Annotated in this window: 15 protein-coding genes; 3 read left to right on the top strand and 12 right to left on the bottom strand. The window is 67.4% G+C overall.

Going from position 1 to position 12,974, the window contains the following annotated elements; translation table 11 throughout:
- Window positions 1-86 precede the first annotated feature (86 nt).
- The 3 genes from Verru16B_RS01050 to Verru16B_RS01040 all read right to left on the bottom strand — a co-directional run bounded on the left by Verru16B_RS01050 (window position 87) and on the right by Verru16B_RS01040 (window position 3,884).
- The gene (locus Verru16B_RS01050; RefSeq protein WP_069960551.1) at window positions 87-1,049 is read right to left on the bottom strand and encodes a glycoside hydrolase family 43 protein; all 963 of its coding nucleotides are present in this window, start codon (window positions 1,047-1,049) and stop codon (window positions 87-89) included.
- Between the two features lie 206 nt (window positions 1,050-1,255).
- On the bottom strand, window positions 1,256-3,298 hold the full coding sequence (locus tag Verru16B_RS01045) for a TonB-dependent receptor plug domain-containing protein (RefSeq protein ID WP_069960550.1): 2,043 nt from the start codon (window positions 3,296-3,298) through the stop codon (window positions 1,256-1,258).
- A gap of 214 nt (window positions 3,299-3,512) precedes the next feature.
- Window positions 3,513-3,884: a Dabb family protein gene (locus tag Verru16B_RS01040; protein WP_069960549.1), complete on the bottom strand. Its 372-nt coding sequence runs from the start codon at window positions 3,882-3,884 to the stop codon at window positions 3,513-3,515.
- Between the two features lie 160 nt (window positions 3,885-4,044).
- Between Verru16B_RS01040 and Verru16B_RS01035 the strand changes: the two genes are divergently transcribed.
- On the top strand, window positions 4,045-4,443 hold the full coding sequence (locus tag Verru16B_RS01035; protein WP_069963537.1) for a VOC family protein: 399 nt from the start codon (window positions 4,045-4,047) through the stop codon (window positions 4,441-4,443).
- 14 nt (window positions 4,444-4,457) lie between these two features.
- Here Verru16B_RS01035 and Verru16B_RS01030 read toward each other — a convergent pair whose 3' ends face one another.
- Both Verru16B_RS01030 and Verru16B_RS01025 read right to left on the bottom strand, forming a co-directional pair.
- A complete protein-coding gene (locus tag Verru16B_RS01030; RefSeq protein ID WP_083269999.1) occupies window positions 4,458-5,294 on the bottom strand; it encodes an endonuclease/exonuclease/phosphatase family protein in 837 nt (278 codons plus the stop codon).
- Window positions 5,291-5,656 (bottom strand): DUF1428 domain-containing protein, encoded by a 366-nt coding sequence (locus Verru16B_RS01025; RefSeq protein WP_069960548.1) that lies wholly within the window; start codon window positions 5,654-5,656, stop codon window positions 5,291-5,293. Before Verru16B_RS01025 ends, Verru16B_RS01030 begins: the two co-directional genes overlap by 4 nt.
- A gap of 122 nt (window positions 5,657-5,778) precedes the next feature.
- Between Verru16B_RS01025 and Verru16B_RS01020 the strand changes: the two genes are divergently transcribed.
- Window positions 5,779-8,202, top strand: a complete 2,424-nt coding sequence (locus Verru16B_RS01020) for an alpha-L-rhamnosidase-related protein (protein ID WP_069960547.1) — start codon at window positions 5,779-5,781, stop codon at window positions 8,200-8,202.
- 79 nt (window positions 8,203-8,281) lie between these two features.
- Here the strand turns inward: Verru16B_RS01020 and Verru16B_RS01015 are convergent, their stop codons facing one another.
- The 5 genes from Verru16B_RS01015 to Verru16B_RS00995 form a co-directional block, all read right to left on the bottom strand.
- On the bottom strand, window positions 8,282-9,124 hold the full coding sequence (locus tag Verru16B_RS01015; RefSeq protein WP_069960546.1) for an HDOD domain-containing protein: 843 nt from the start codon (window positions 9,122-9,124) through the stop codon (window positions 8,282-8,284).
- Window positions 9,125-9,260: 136 nt separating this feature from the next.
- A complete protein-coding gene (locus Verru16B_RS01010; RefSeq protein ID WP_069960545.1) occupies window positions 9,261-9,542 on the bottom strand; it encodes a hypothetical protein in 282 nt (93 codons plus the stop codon).
- Window positions 9,523-10,359, bottom strand: coding sequence for a DUF899 domain-containing protein (locus tag Verru16B_RS01005; protein WP_083269998.1), 837 nt, complete (start codon window positions 10,357-10,359; stop codon window positions 9,523-9,525). The genes Verru16B_RS01010 and Verru16B_RS01005 overlap by 20 nt, the downstream gene beginning before the upstream one ends.
- Before the next feature lie 91 nt (window positions 10,360-10,450).
- On the bottom strand, window positions 10,451-10,996 hold the full coding sequence (locus Verru16B_RS01000; protein ID WP_069960544.1) for an SRPBCC family protein: 546 nt from the start codon (window positions 10,994-10,996) through the stop codon (window positions 10,451-10,453).
- Complete coding sequence (locus tag Verru16B_RS00995; protein WP_069960543.1) at window positions 10,993-11,334, bottom strand: metalloregulator ArsR/SmtB family transcription factor; 342 nt, start codon at window positions 11,332-11,334, stop codon at window positions 10,993-10,995. The genes Verru16B_RS01000 and Verru16B_RS00995 overlap by 4 nt, the downstream gene beginning before the upstream one ends.
- Window positions 11,335-11,426: 92 nt before the next feature.
- On the opposite strand from Verru16B_RS00995, the gene Verru16B_RS00990 reads away from it, so the two are divergent.
- On the top strand, window positions 11,427-11,912 hold the full coding sequence (locus tag Verru16B_RS00990) for an FKBP-type peptidyl-prolyl cis-trans isomerase (protein WP_069960542.1): 486 nt from the start codon (window positions 11,427-11,429) through the stop codon (window positions 11,910-11,912).
- A 3-nt stretch (window positions 11,913-11,915) separates the two neighbouring features.
- On the opposite strand, the gene Verru16B_RS00985 is transcribed toward Verru16B_RS00990, so the two are convergent.
- Both Verru16B_RS00985 and Verru16B_RS00980 read right to left on the bottom strand, forming a co-directional pair.
- A complete protein-coding gene (locus Verru16B_RS00985; protein WP_069960541.1) occupies window positions 11,916-12,503 on the bottom strand; it encodes a hypothetical protein in 588 nt (195 codons plus the stop codon).
- Between the two features lie 48 nt (window positions 12,504-12,551).
- Window positions 12,552-12,908 (bottom strand): RNA recognition motif domain-containing protein, encoded by a 357-nt coding sequence (locus Verru16B_RS00980; protein ID WP_069960540.1) that lies wholly within the window; start codon window positions 12,906-12,908, stop codon window positions 12,552-12,554.
- Between the last annotated feature and the right edge of the window lie 66 nt (window positions 12,909-12,974).

Here is a 12,974-nt window from a genome sequence, read left to right as displayed (position 1 = left end):
ATGGTATGCCTAACACCGGGCAAAGGCGACTTCCTTCAAGGATTTGCCGGCGGGGGCGCCGCGACAGCCGAGGTGGAGCCGGCGGGTCAGCTGACCGGCACGGGGTTGATCCGGCCGTCGGCGGCGTAGGTGAGTTCCTTGACCTTGACGCAGCGCAGGTGGTTGCGGCCGCCGGAGAGGGAGGCGTCGTGGTGGAAGAGCCACCACTTGCCGCCGTGCTCGACGATGGAGTGGTGGGTGGTCCAGCCGATGACGGGCTCGAGGAAGCGGCCGCGGTAGGTGTAGGGCCCGCGGGGGTTGTCGGCCGTGGCGTAGACGAGGTAGTGCGTGTTGCCGGTGGAGTAGGAGAGGTAGTATTTGCCCTGGTACTTGTGCAGCCAGGGGCCCTCGAAGTAGCGGCGGTCGTGGTCGCCGGCGCGCAGGGGCTGGCCCTGTTCGTCGAGGATCTTGATCTCGGTGACGGCGCCGGTGAACGACTTCATGTCCGGAGCGAGTTCGGCGATGCGCGGCCCGATGGCGGGCTCGTGGTCGGCGGGTTCGCGGCCGGCCGGGTCGAAGTGACTGTTGCGCCAGCCCTGGAGCTGGCCGCCCCAGATGCCGCCCCAGGCGAGCCAGGAACGGCCGTCGTCGTCGTTCAGGCAGCAAGGATCGATGCTGTAGGTGCCCGCGATGGGTTGCGGCTCGGCCTTGAACGGGCCCTCGGGCCGGTCGCCGACGGCGACGCCGATGCGGAAGATGCCGGCCTTGTCGCGGGCGGGAAAGTAGAGGTAGTACTTGCCGTTCTTGAAGGCGGCGTCGGGAGCCCAGAGCTGTTTGCTGGCCCAGGGCACATCCTTGAGATCGAGGGCGACGCCGTGGTCGGTCACCGGGCCGCCGACGCGGTCCATCGAGAAAACATGGTAGTCCACCATGTCATATTGGTCCCCCAGGTCATTGTCGGGTATGTTCCCTTCCCGGTCGTGCGACGGGTAGAGGTAGATCCGGCCGTTGAAGACGTGCGCGGACGGATCAGCTGTGTAAATATGCGAGATCAGGGGCGTTTCAGGCATTCGCGCAGGCTGATGCCGGGCTTACAATACTGGCCAGTAACATTTTGCTCGCTTGTTAGAACAGATGTGATCCGCGCCCGCACCTCCGCCCTGAATGCATCAATAAAGCCGCCCGAAAAACGGGCGGCGGCAGAGGGAAAACCGACGCCGATCAGATGGTGATGTCGGGTGGTTTGCGCGGTGGGGGAGCGGGAGCCAATCCGCGCCTACCGTTTCCAGGTCAGGCGGAGGGCCACCACCCGGGGGATTTCCGCGGTCGGGCCGATGACGCCCGGTTTCCCTTCAAGATGGTGTTCGTGCAGGACATTCTGCCCCGTGAGGGCGATTTCCCACTGCGGGTTCGGATGCCAAGCCAAGCTGAAGTCAAAGTCGACATAGGCGGGGATATCCAAGGAGGTCGAGCGATCGACATAGCGAAGTGAGCCTGTGAACTGCCAGGTCTTGACCGGGGTCCAAGTAGTGGAAACGGACGCGGACTGGCGCGGTGTGTTGCCGCTGGTGCGGACGATGTTGAGGTCATCCGGCCCCGCCCTTGCGAATCGCGTCAGGGTGTAGGCATAGCCGACGGTCAGGTGCCATTGCTCCACCGGTTGCCAATGCATGGTGATCTCGCCGCCGTGGGTTTGACCAGTCAGGTCGTTGTTTAAGACCGCCGGAATAATGAACACTGGTTGCGGCGAGGCCTCGACGAAGGGGCTGGCGTTGTTGACCTCGATCAGATCGTCATAGTCGTTCAGATATCCGGTCAGGGCGAGATTGAGAGAGTCGGTGACTTGCCACCGCCAGCCCGCTTCCAAGGAGTGAAGGGTCTCGACGTCCAAGCCGGGCGTACCCGTGGCCCGCACGGCCGCAGGCAGCTGCGGGTCGAGGGCTCCGGGCGGTAGGACCACTGGGTAGGTGACGCCGTAGTTTTCCGTCAGTGCGGGGGTCCGGGCTGCCCGGGCCCAACTGGTCCAGAGTACTTGGTTCGGGGTGGGCAGCCAGGCGAGGCGGAGGCTGGGCTGTTGTTCGGTGCGGTTTCTGCTGCCACCCTCGAGCTTCAGCCCGGCATTCAGGTTCAGCCGGTCACGAATCAGCGTGATTTTGTCTTGGGCAAAAGCGCTGGCGAGCCAGAGAGAGTTCGGAGGTGACAGGTAGCTGATCCACCGATCGCGGGTCTGGATGTCGATCTGACGGGCCGACAGACCCCAGGTGAGCTCATGCCGGCCGATCGCCGTGAGCGTGTGCTGCATATCGACCTCGACGGTCCGGGTGCGGTTCTCGAAGAGCGGCCCCTTTCTCTCGGCATAGTCCAAGTAGGCCATCGCTTGAAGCGAATCGCCCGAGTCAAGGGACGTCTCCCAGCGCCCAAGCAGGTTGCCACCGGCCGTGGACTCGCCGGTTTCGTCCGTGAACTGGTAGGGCGGTCCCACCGCCAGCGAAGGCAGGGTAATCCGGTAGTCATTCCACCCCTGATAGGCATCACTCTGCAATGTCCAGCGGGCGTTCCCGCGCGTGCCATCCACGCGCCATCCGCCCTGCAGGAAGCGTGTCGCGTCGCCCGCCTCACTTCCACCGGGATCGATGGTCGAGGCCGTGGTGCGGTAGTTCACGTAGACCCGCCCGAAGACCGCGGGAGCCAACTTGGCGCCGTGGCGGGCGCTGACCATGCCGCTGCCCCGCGTTCCCACGGACACCGCGAGCAAGTCACCCTGGGTGTCCTTGGCGTCCTTGGTCAGGATGTTGATCACGCCGTTCACCGCGTTGGCGCCCCACAGTGAGCCACCGTTGCCCAGAACGACCTCAATCCGGTCGATGTCTTCGGGCAGGTAGTTTTGGGTGTCCCAAAAAACCCCGCCAAAGACCGGGGTGTACACGGACCGGCCATCAATCATCACGAGCAGCTTGGTCGCAAATTGGCCGGAAAATCCGCGGGCGCCGATGCCCCAGGAGGCTCCGTTGATCTGGGCGACATTGAGGCCGGTGATGCCCCGCAGCGCCTGCGGAACCGATGTGACGCCCAGGTTGTGGAGCTCCGCTCCCGTCAGCACCGAGATGGCGGCGGCCGTGTCGGCGAGGGGCTCCGGTCGCTTGGACGCGGTCGTGACAATAATCTGGCCGAGCTGCTCGAAGGTCAGTTCGGTGAGGACGGTCTCATCGCCGGCGCGGCCCCGGCCCGGCAGGCTGACACTCAGGAGGAGGAGGGCCAGCCAAGTGGGGGATCGACCGGCCCATGATCCACGCCGCTGGCGTCCTGGGACCAGGCGCAAAGGTTTTGGGGTGGAAGCAGCCATTAGGACCAACACCGGCGACGGGCGGTCAGCGTGCGAATTTTTGCCCCGCAGGCCAGTGCAATATTCCACGGAGGCGGACCCACTCCCCCGGGCCGGCGGCGCTACGCGATGCGGCCTTTGTGCCGGTGGGCGAAAAGCAAAAGGCCGCCTGACGGCGGCCCGGATTTCGCTCAGGGAGTTGGCGCGGGAATCAGTTGGTGATGTCGTGCGTGTTGCTGCGCTCGCGGACCGGCAGGTAGACCTTGTACCATTCCTTCTGGGCGTCGCTCCCGGCGTAGGCCTTGAGGGCGGCCTCATCGGCGAATTCCATCACGATGACGTGGGACCAGTCACCCTGGACCTTGAAGGCGTTAGTCCAGACCCGCGTGATGCCCTTGTAGGCGGCGGGCAGGGCTTGGACCCCATCGAGGGCGGCCTTGATGGCCGCAGGCGAGGCATCGGCCTTCCATTTGACGGAGACCACGTGGATCACGGACTTCGGGGCGGTTTCGCTGGCGGTGGCGGAGGCGGCACCGAGCGAGAGCAGGGTGGCGGCCAGAAGGGCGAGGAAGTACTTTTTCATGGAGGGGTTGGTTTAGGGATGTCACCCGGGGGCCGGGAGGGCCGCCGGGACGTGGGTTCAGGGGAATCGCGAAATGAAAATCCGCAAGACCGATCTCGGTGGCGCCGGGCTGGCGGGCTGGGGCATTGACGGCAGCGGGGGCCGGGCCGAGAGTGTGCGCATGGGACAACGGCTCGGAGCACTCACCCTGTTGGTGCGGGATTATGATGAGGCGATCGCGTTTTTCACGACGAAGCTCGGCTTCGTGTTGCAGGAGGACACGGCCCTGGCCCCGGACAAGCGGTGGGTGCGGGTGGCGCCGCGCGGCGGGGATGGCACCGGCTTGGTGCTGGCGCGGGCGGCGACGCCGGCGCAGGCGGAGCTGATCGGGGCGCAGGGCGGTGGCCGGGTCTGGCTGTTTCTCGAGACGGATGATTTCACGCGCGACCATGGCGCGATGCGGGCGGCCGGCGTGGTGTTCGACGAGGAGCCCCGGCACGAGGCGTATGGCACGGTGGCGGTGTTCCGTGACCTATACGGCAACAAGTGGGACCTGCTCCAGTTGCGGGTCCCGGCCTGAAAACGGCGGGTGTCTTAGAAGCGCACGGTGGCGGTCACGGGGAAGTGGTCGCTCGGGAACTGCGGGAGGCCGGTGTAGTCGACGATGCCGGCGGCCTCCACGGCGGCGGGGCGGCGGGCAAGGATCCAGTCGATGCGTTCGCCGGCGTGGGCGGGCGGGTTGAAGCCGTTGAAGGTATTCAGGTCCGCGTTGGCGCGCGCGGGGGCGGCGTCCCAGGTGTCCGTGAGACCGGCCTCGCGGGTCAGGATCTCGTGGGCGCGGCTGGCACCGGCGGTGCAGTTGAAATCGCCGACGAGCACCAGCGGCGTGGCGGCGTCAACCTGGGCGAGGCGGTCGCGGATGAGCGCGGCGGATTTTTGCCGGGCCACTTCCACCTCGTGGTCGAAGTGCGTGTTCCAGACCTCGAATTCCCGGCCGGTGGCCTTGTCGCGCAGGCGCACCCAGCTCGCCATACGGCGGTATTTCGGGCCCCAGGTGATCGAGCCGATGACCTGCGGGGTGTCGGAGAGCCAGAAGTGGTCGAAGGCGACGGGTTCGAAACGATCGCGGCGGAAGAAGATTGCCGTGAACTCATCCGCGCTGCCACCGGCGCGGCCGAGGCCGATCCACTCGTAGTCCGGCAGGTCGGCCGCGAGGTCGCGCAGCTGGCCATACAATCCCTCCTGCGTGCCGATGACGTCGGGGGCCTCGCGGGCGAGAAGGTCGCGCATGACGGGCCGGCGGTCGGGCCAGGCGTGAGGAGACTGGGTGCTCGCGTAGCGCAGGTTGTAGGTCATCACCTTGAGCACGAGGGGCGCGGCAGCGGCGGGCAGGACCGCGACCAGGCCGAGCAGCAGGATTAACCGTTTCATAACTCGACGATGGCTTTGAAGCCGCCGTAGGCCATGCGCTGGAAGTCGAAGGGGGACTTTTTAGGGTCGCAGATTTTCATGATCTCGGGGTCCTGCATGATCCGCTTGGTCACGCGGTCGCGGTCAGCCCGCGATTTATAGGTGATGAACGAGAACACCACCGTCTCGCCGGGCTTGCTCTTCGCCAGGCCGGGGAACGACGTTTCCATGCCCGGGATCTTGAGGTCGTCGCCGACGGCCTCGACGTAATCGAGCGCGCCGTACTTCTTCCAGATCTTGCCGGCCTTGGCGGCGATGCGGCGGTAGGCCGCGAGATTCTTCTTTTTCAGCGGGAGTACGAAACCATCGATGTAGCGGGGCATGGGAAGTTCCTTGGTTGGGGTGGGTGGGTTGACACGATCTAGCCCATCGGGGAGGCGGCTGACGAGCCGGAATCCGCCGCGGGCGGGCTTGTCACCGCCCGCCGGTGCTGTCATCACGGGGCATGCTACCCCGCTGCCTGCGCCGCCTCGGCGCGATTGTCCTGCTTGGCGTCGTTTCACTTCCGGGCAGCGCGAGCGCCCGCGGCACCGCCAGCGGTCTGCCGGTCCCGGCGCCGGAGCTGTTGGCGCAGCGCTGGTCCGCGCGCTGGATCACGCATCCGGCTGCGCCCAAGGCCGAATATGGCGTCTACCTTTTTCGGCGGGAGCTCACGCTGGCGGCGAAGCCCGCGCGATTCGTCGTGCACGTGACGGGCGATGCCCGCTACCGGCTGTGGGTCAACGGCCGGCCGGTGGGTTACGGGCCGCAGGCGAGTGATCCCGCCGAGTGGCGTTATGAGAGTTACGACCTGGCTCCGTGGCTTACGGCGGGGACCAACGTGCTGGCGGTGCGGCTGGTCGGTTATGGCGACCTCGCCCCCTATGCCAGCATGGGGCTGCGCACGGCGTTCCTGCTGCAGGGCGACACGGCGGCGGAACGCGCCGCGGACACCGGGCCGGACTGGAAAGTAACGCGGGCCGAGGCGTACGCCCCCTTTCGGGCGGACCGGGATGACTTACACACCTTCGTGGTGGTGGGGCCGGGCGACCGCTTCGAGGCGGCGCGCCATCCCTGGGGCTGGGAGCAGGCCGGTTTTGAGGCCAGCGCCTGGAGCGCGCCGCGACTGCTGGGTCCGGGGCTGCCGCACGGGTGGGGCACGGACGTGGATTACTGGCTCAAGCCGCGCTCGATCCCGCTGTTGGAGGAAACCCCCGAGCGGCTGGCGCGAGTGGTGCGCGCGACCGGGGTGACGGTGCCGGCGGATTTTCTGGCCGGGACCGGACCGCTGACGGTGCCGGCGGGGACGACGGCCGCGGTGCTGCTCGACCAGGGGCATCTGACCAACTCGTTTCCGCAGCTCACGGTCAGCGGCGGCCGCGGTGCGACCGTGACCCTGCGTTACGCCGAGGGGCTGTTCGACGCGAAAAAACAGAAAGGTCACCGCGACGAGCACGAGGGCCGCGTGATGCTCGGTCTGGGGGACCAGTTCCGGCCGGACGGCGGGGCGCGGCGGTTGTTTGCGCCGATGGACTTTCGTACCTACCGGTATGTGCAGCTCGACATCACGACCGGGACCGAGCCGCTGGTGATCGAGGATCTGAGCGGCGTGTTCACCGGTTACCCGTTCAAGGAGAACGCGACCTTCCGCAGCGATGATCCCGAGTTGGCCCGCATCTGGACGGTCGGCTGGCGCACCGCGCGGCTGTGCGCGATCGACACCTACGTGGACTGTCCGTACTACGAGCAACTGCAGTACGTCGGTGACACCCGCATCCAGGCGCTCATCTCGCTGTATGTGTCCGGCGACGACCGGCTGATGCGCAACGCCCTCGAGCTTTATGACCGCTCGCGGATTCCCGAGGGGCTCACGCAGAGCCGTTACCCGTCGTACAGCCCGCAGCTGATCAATACCTTTTCTTTGTTCTGGGTGGACATGCTGCACGACTACTGGCGGCACCGCAGTGACGACGCCTTTCTCCGCGCGCGGCTGACCGGCCTGCAGGCGGTGCTCGCGTGGTTCGAGGCGAAGATCGATCCCGCGACCGGCCTGGTCGGGCCGGTGCCTTACTGGACGTTCGTGGATTGGGCGGATGAATGGGCCTGGAACAGCGGCCTGGGCATCGGCGGCGAGGCGCCGGGCGCGCACACCGGCGGCTCGAGCATCGTGACCCTGCAATACGCCGGCACATTGCGGCGGGCGGCAGAGCTCTGCCGGTCGCTGGGCCGGCCGGAGTTGGCGACGCATTATGAGCAGGTTGCGACGGGCCTGCGGGCCGCCGTCAACCAGCACTGCTGGGATCCGGTGCGCCGGGTGTATGCCGACACGCCCGCGAAACAGACCTACAGCCAGCACGCCAATGTCTTTGCCGTGCTGGCCGGCGCCGTGACGGCGGAGGCGGCCGGCGAGTTGATCGGGCGGGTGGCGGACGATAAATCGCTCGTGCAGGCCACCACTTATTTCCGGTTCTACCTGTTGCGGGCGCTGAAGGAAGCCGGGTTGGGTGACCGCTATCTCGCCGGCCTGGGGCAGTGGCACGCCATGCTGGCGCGGGGCCTGACGACCTTTGCGGAAAAACCCGATCCGACGCGCTCGGACTGCCATGCGTGGAGCGCCTCGCCGGTCTATGAATTTCTCGCGACGGTCGTGGGCGTCGAACCGGCGTCACCTGGCTTTGCCACCGTACGCATCGCGCCCCACCTGGGACACCTGCAGGAAGCGGCGGCGACGATCCCGCATCCGCGCGGGGAGATTGCCGTGAGCCTGCGTCGGGCTGGGGCCGGCCTGCAGGCGGAAGTCACCTTGCCGGAGGGGGTGACGGGGGAATTTTTGTGGGACGGGAAGACCGTGGCGCTGCGGGCGGGCGCGCAGACAGTGCAGGTGCCCTGAGCGGTTCGGGCGGGGATGCGCTCGCGCAAAAAACCTCAATCCGGCCGCAAGCTTCCGGACGAGCGGGCGGGTGGCCGCCTCAGGCCAGCGCGGCCTCGAGGCGCTGGAACGTCTGCTGGGCCTTCTCGGAGGCGAGCTGGAAATCCCGCATCGGCAGGCCGGCCTTGCGAAAATTTTCCGGCGTGGACCGCCAGTAGTTTTCCTCGCCCGCGATGCCCTGGTAGCGGTCCGCCGCGGAGCCGGCGGCGAGCGCGAGCAGGTGGATGATGGGGTTGTGGTAACCGTCGGGCAGGTAATGGTGGCGGATGGCGATGACCGTTTCGTGGGGCAGGCGCCAGTCCTTGAGGATGATCTCGGCGGCCTCGCAGTTATCGATGCCCCAGTGGCATTTTTCCCATTCGTGGACGGGCTGGCCGCTGCCGGGGTTGAAGGGGGGGACGCGGCCGTGGCGGCGGCCGATGATCTCGAGGGCCATCATGCCGACGGAGCGCAGCAGTCCCACGGTGTAGCAGCGGCGGCGGCTTTCGCCGGCGGGCGTTGCGAGTTCCTCCATGAGAACGGCGGTGAAAAGGGAGATCTTGCGCAGGCGGGCGCCGTCGATGCCGTGGAGGTCGAGCCGCTGCTCGGCGAGCTGGGTGGCGGCGAGGGCGCCGACGAGGCGGTGCACTTCCTCGAAGCCGATGCAGCTCACCGCACCCTCGGTGGAGGACACGGGTTCGGACCGGGCATAGACCGCGCTGTTGGCCATGCGGATGAGGCGCGCGGCGAGCGCGGGATCCTGCTTCAGCAGATCGGTGACATCGCGGGCGTCGGTGCCGGGGTCATGGATCAGCATGCCCAGCTCGATGAGCAGGCGCGGGGCACCGGGGAGTTCCCGGGCCGCCTCGATCAGTTCGGTGGGCGAGACTTGGGCAGACAGCATAACGATTCATAACGGCACCGAAGCCGGCTGACTTGATCGTGCCCAACGGTTTATCAGCCAGGCTGCTGGGTGGTATTACCCTGTTTGTGGCACAACTACATGACAGGCAATTGTATGGATGTGAAATCGCGACGACTCAGCAGATATTGTCCGATTCGGATGCCGGAGGGTCAGGTGGGCGCGAACGATGCCGGATGAGCAGGCCAGTGGCGCCGGCCAGACCGAGCAGGGCGATCCAGGGAGTGAGGGGAGTGGCGGGCGGGCCGCAGAGCTCGGGACCGCCGAGCCCGGCGGCAGTGCCGAGCCCGGCGTAGGCGGCCGCGCACAGGAGGCACTTCGGGGCCGCCGCCACGAGCAGGGCGGCACCCGCCCGCCGTCGCCAGGGGCCGCGGAGGAATTCACTGAGCCGGCGTCGCATGGTCGTAACGGTCGTGATGCCGGACCCAGGCCATGCCGTAGTCGAGGCCGGCCTCGTCGCGGCCGCGGGGCACGAGGTCAAGGAGGTCGTAGGTGGTCATGACCAGCTCGACGCCGCGGCCATAGGTGGAATAGGTGTGGTAGATCGCGCCATCACCGCCCCGCGTGAATACACTGATCCCGGGCAGCTCTTGGTTCGGCACCTCCTGCAGGGAGTAGTTGTAGTCCACCTTGCCCCGGGCCACGGCCTCGGCCGGGAACGACACATGGAAGTCGGCGTTGAAGTCCGTGCCGTGGGCGGAGACCCAGTTGACCGTCCAACCCATCCGCCGCTGGAAAGGCAGGATTTCCTGTAGCGGGGCATGGGAGATGACGGCGAAGGCCACATCGCGCGCCTGCAGGTGCACGGTGACCGGGTTGAGGTGATCCAGCATAAACGAGCAGCTCTTGCAGCCCTCCTCCCAGCCGGGGCCGAACATGAAGTGCTGGACGATCAACTGGCTGCGACCCGCGAAGAGGTCGGGCAGCGAAACGCGGCCGGCCGGGCCGGCAAAGGCGTAAGGCTTGGCGACCTTGACCCAGGGCAGCGCGCGTTGGCGGGCGGCGAGGGCATCACGCTGGCGGGTGAATTCCTTTTCCAGGCAGAGCAGCTCCCGCCGGGCCTCGAGCCAGTCGGCGGGCGTCACGACGGTCGGGTGGGTGAAAGCGGAGGCAGGCGGCGGGGTAGCGTCGGCCTGGCGGGCGAGTTCGTGCTGGGCGTCGAGCCACTTCTGGCTGGGAGCGGCGAGGGGAGTCTGGTCGGAGGCGGTGGATTTCATGGTTGGATTTGGGTGGGAAGGAAAGGGGTGGGCAAAGCTCCGCCCGGGATGCCGGGAGGCATCGGATGGGAAGCCGGGCGGGCGGGCCGGGTTACGGTGTCACACTGGCGTAGAGCCGGAGGTATTCCTCCTTGAGCCGCCGGTGCGTGGCCCAGAAGGGCGGGGGAGTCTGGCCCTCGAGCAGGGCGCGGAGCAGGTCGAAATGGGTGTGCCAGCCGCTCGCGTAACCGGGGATGGAGGGAATGTCGGAGCCGCGGGCGCGATGGGTCAGGACAAGGAGGACCTCCGCGCCCTGCGGCGTAAGCTCGAAGGTGACGTCGGACTCGTCGTCGAACGTGTAGCTCAACAGGCGCGGCGGCTCACAGCGCAGGATGGTCGACGGCATCCTGAAGCCCTCGTCATTCATCTGCTTGTATTGCTCCGGCGGTTCCTCGTGCGGCGACAGGTGCTTGTGCTGGAAGACGAGGTCGTTCTTGCCGCCGGCCCTCGGCTCGCAGACGCCGCCGGCGAACCAGCGCGCGCGCTTGGCCGGATCGGTGAGGTATTCCCAGATGCGTTCGATGGGGCCGGGCAGGGTGCGCACCAGGCGGACTTCCGCCCGTCCGTGGAAGGTGCCGTAGGGATCGTTGGTATTCATGAATTCTTTTTCCGCTTGGCGGCCTGGGCGGCGCGGGCGTCCTCGGCGCGCAGCTCGCGCTCGAGGGCGTCGAGGCGGCCGGACCAGAAGGCGCGGGTCTTTTCCAGCCAGGCCCCGACCTCGTCGAGGCCGGCCGGGTTGAGGGACTGGATGCGGGTCTGGCCCTCGGCGCGGGTGATCACGAGCCCGGCCTCGCGGAGCACGTTCAGGTGCTGGGAAATGGCCGGCGCGCTGACGTCAAACTCGTCCACCAACTCGCCGGTGGTGCGGTCGCGTTGCGCGAGCAGTTCGACGATGCGGCGGCGGGTGGGGTCGGCGAGGGCGGGCAGGCTGAGCATGTCGATTAAGATTAAGGCAAAACTTAATTAAGCAAGTACTAAATCTATATTTCTCCCCTTGGCTCGATCGGGGGCGGCGTTAGGTTGGGGGCATGTTGCGCCTCCTCTTGCCCGCCCTTGCCCTCATCCTCGCGGCTTGCACGCCGGCGGAGCCACCCGCGCCGCCGGTGCCGGTGAAGCCGGATCACGTGGTGAAGCGGGAGAAATTTTTCGGCGTCGAGGCCGCGGCGGATCCGGCGGTCGACTGGCGCAGCACGGGCCTGGGGATCAAGATCCTCGTCCCGGGCGAAGGGACGGCTCCGACCTTCTCGGACCGGGTGCGGGTGCACTACACGGGCTCACTGGCGAACGGGACGGTATTCGACGATACGCGCGCGCGGGGCCAGCCGGCGGAGTTTGGCCTCGACCGGCTGGTGCGGGGCATGGCCGACGGGCTCGGTTTCATGAAGCCCGGTGGCCGCGCCATCCTCTACATCCCGCCGAGTCTGGGCTACGGCAGCATGCAGGCGGGCAACATCCCGCCGGTGTCGGGCCTGATCTTCGACATCGAGCTGATCGCCATCCTGCCGCCAAAATGAAGCTCAGCGCCGCGCGTTCCGGGTGGACGGGACGTAGTCGTCGCCGGCGGCCGGGAAGCGGTGGGGGATGGAATCGCTCGCGCCGCTGCGGATGAACGATGGCGCGTCAGTGCGGTCGACCGGAGCGGCGGTGTAACGCGGAACGTTGACCGCGGTCACTCCGGGAGAGTCCAGGGCTCCCGCATAAGGGTAGGCGCTGGGGTACGAGGAAAAATAACGGGGATAGGTGTCGTAGAGCCCGTCGCCCGAGAACGTGGAGTAGGAAAACGCCAGGCTGATGCCTGTGACCGGGTCGTAGTAGCTCGCCCAGGCTGAGGTGCCGTGGAAGCTGCCACCGCCGCTGCTGCCGCCCACGGTGAAGGACAGGCCGCCGTGCACGCGCAGGCGCCCTTCGTCGGTCAGGACCTCGCTGACCCGGAGTCGCGGGCGCTCGCGGGGCTGCGGCCGGAGATCGTCCAGGGTGAGGGGAGCCTCGGGCCGCAGGGCGTTGAGTGCGTCCGTTTCGGCCGTGGCGGCCGCCAGCGGCAGCGTCAGGCCGGTGAGCAGGCCGGTGAGCAAGAGCCCCGGCCGGATCAGGCGGATGGCAATCATGGCCGATTCAGACCGCCCGGCCCGGGGTGGGTTCCGGGCGGGCAGGACTCAGCGCCGGTTTTTGTTGCGCTGTTGGAAGGCGCCGGCGCGGCGGTCGGGGCCGAAATTTTTGCCGCCGCCGCCGCCACCACCGCCGCCGCCACCGGAGGGACCACCCTCCTTCGGCCGGGCCTCGTTCACGGTGAGGGCGCGGCCATCGAGCTCGACGCCGTTCATCTTGGCGATGGCGGCCTGGGCTTCCTCGTCGGTGTTGAAAGTGATGAAGCCGAACCCGCGGGGGCGGCCGGTCTCGCGGTCGGTGGCGAGGAAAATGTCGGCGATGCCGCCAAAGGGCTCGAAGGCGGTGCGGAGCTCGGCCTCGGTGACATTGTAGGACAGATTGGCGACGTATAGTTTGGAACCCATGGGATCGTTGTTGCGCGGGTCAGATCCGCCGCCAGTCCGGTCCCGGGAATCGGGTTTCGGGCTCCC

The organism is Lacunisphaera limnophila, assembly GCF_001746835.1.
GTDB lineage: Bacteria > Verrucomicrobiota > Verrucomicrobiia > Opitutales > Opitutaceae > Lacunisphaera > Lacunisphaera limnophila.
This window is presented reverse-complemented; position numbering and strand designations above follow the sequence as displayed.

Bases quoted from the DNA above. Each gene is read 5' to 3' on its own strand.
- Verru16B_RS01015 (WP_069960546.1), bottom strand. From the start codon at position 9,124: ATGCTGTCTGCCCAAGTCTCGCCCACCGAACTGATCGAGGCGGCCCGG.
- Verru16B_RS01005 (WP_083269998.1), bottom strand. From the start codon at position 10,359: ATGAAATCCACCGCCTCCGACCAGACTCCCCTCGCCGCTCCCAGCCAG.
- Verru16B_RS01040 (WP_069960549.1), bottom strand. From the start codon at position 3,884: ATGAAAAAGTACTTCCTCGCCCTTCTGGCCGCCACCCTGCTCTCGCTC.
- Verru16B_RS01035 (WP_069963537.1), top strand. From the start codon at position 4,045: ATGGGACAACGGCTCGGAGCACTCACCCTGTTGGTGCGGGATTATGAT.
- Verru16B_RS00980 (WP_069960540.1), bottom strand. From the start codon at position 12,908: ATGGGTTCCAAACTATACGTCGCCAATCTGTCCTACAATGTCACCGAG.
- Verru16B_RS01020 (WP_069960547.1), top strand. From the start codon at position 5,779: ATGCTACCCCGCTGCCTGCGCCGCCTCGGCGCGATTGTCCTGCTTGGC.
- Verru16B_RS00990 (WP_069960542.1), top strand. From the start codon at position 11,427: ATGTTGCGCCTCCTCTTGCCCGCCCTTGCCCTCATCCTCGCGGCTTGC.
- Verru16B_RS01050 (WP_069960551.1), bottom strand. From the start codon at position 1,049: ATGCCTGAAACGCCCCTGATCTCGCATATTTACACAGCTGATCCGTCC.
- Verru16B_RS01030 (WP_083269999.1), bottom strand. From the start codon at position 5,294: ATGAAACGGTTAATCCTGCTGCTCGGCCTGGTCGCGGTCCTGCCCGCC.
- Verru16B_RS01025 (WP_069960548.1), bottom strand. From the start codon at position 5,656: ATGCCCCGCTACATCGATGGTTTCGTACTCCCGCTGAAAAAGAAGAAT.
- Verru16B_RS00995 (WP_069960543.1), bottom strand. From the start codon at position 11,334: ATGCTCAGCCTGCCCGCCCTCGCCGACCCCACCCGCCGCCGCATCGTC.
- Verru16B_RS01010 (WP_069960545.1), bottom strand. From the start codon at position 9,542: ATGCGACGCCGGCTCAGTGAATTCCTCCGCGGCCCCTGGCGACGGCGG.
- Verru16B_RS01000 (WP_069960544.1), bottom strand. From the start codon at position 10,996: ATGAATACCAACGATCCCTACGGCACCTTCCACGGACGGGCGGAAGTC.
- Verru16B_RS00985 (WP_069960541.1), bottom strand. From the start codon at position 12,503: ATGATTGCCATCCGCCTGATCCGGCCGGGGCTCTTGCTCACCGGCCTG.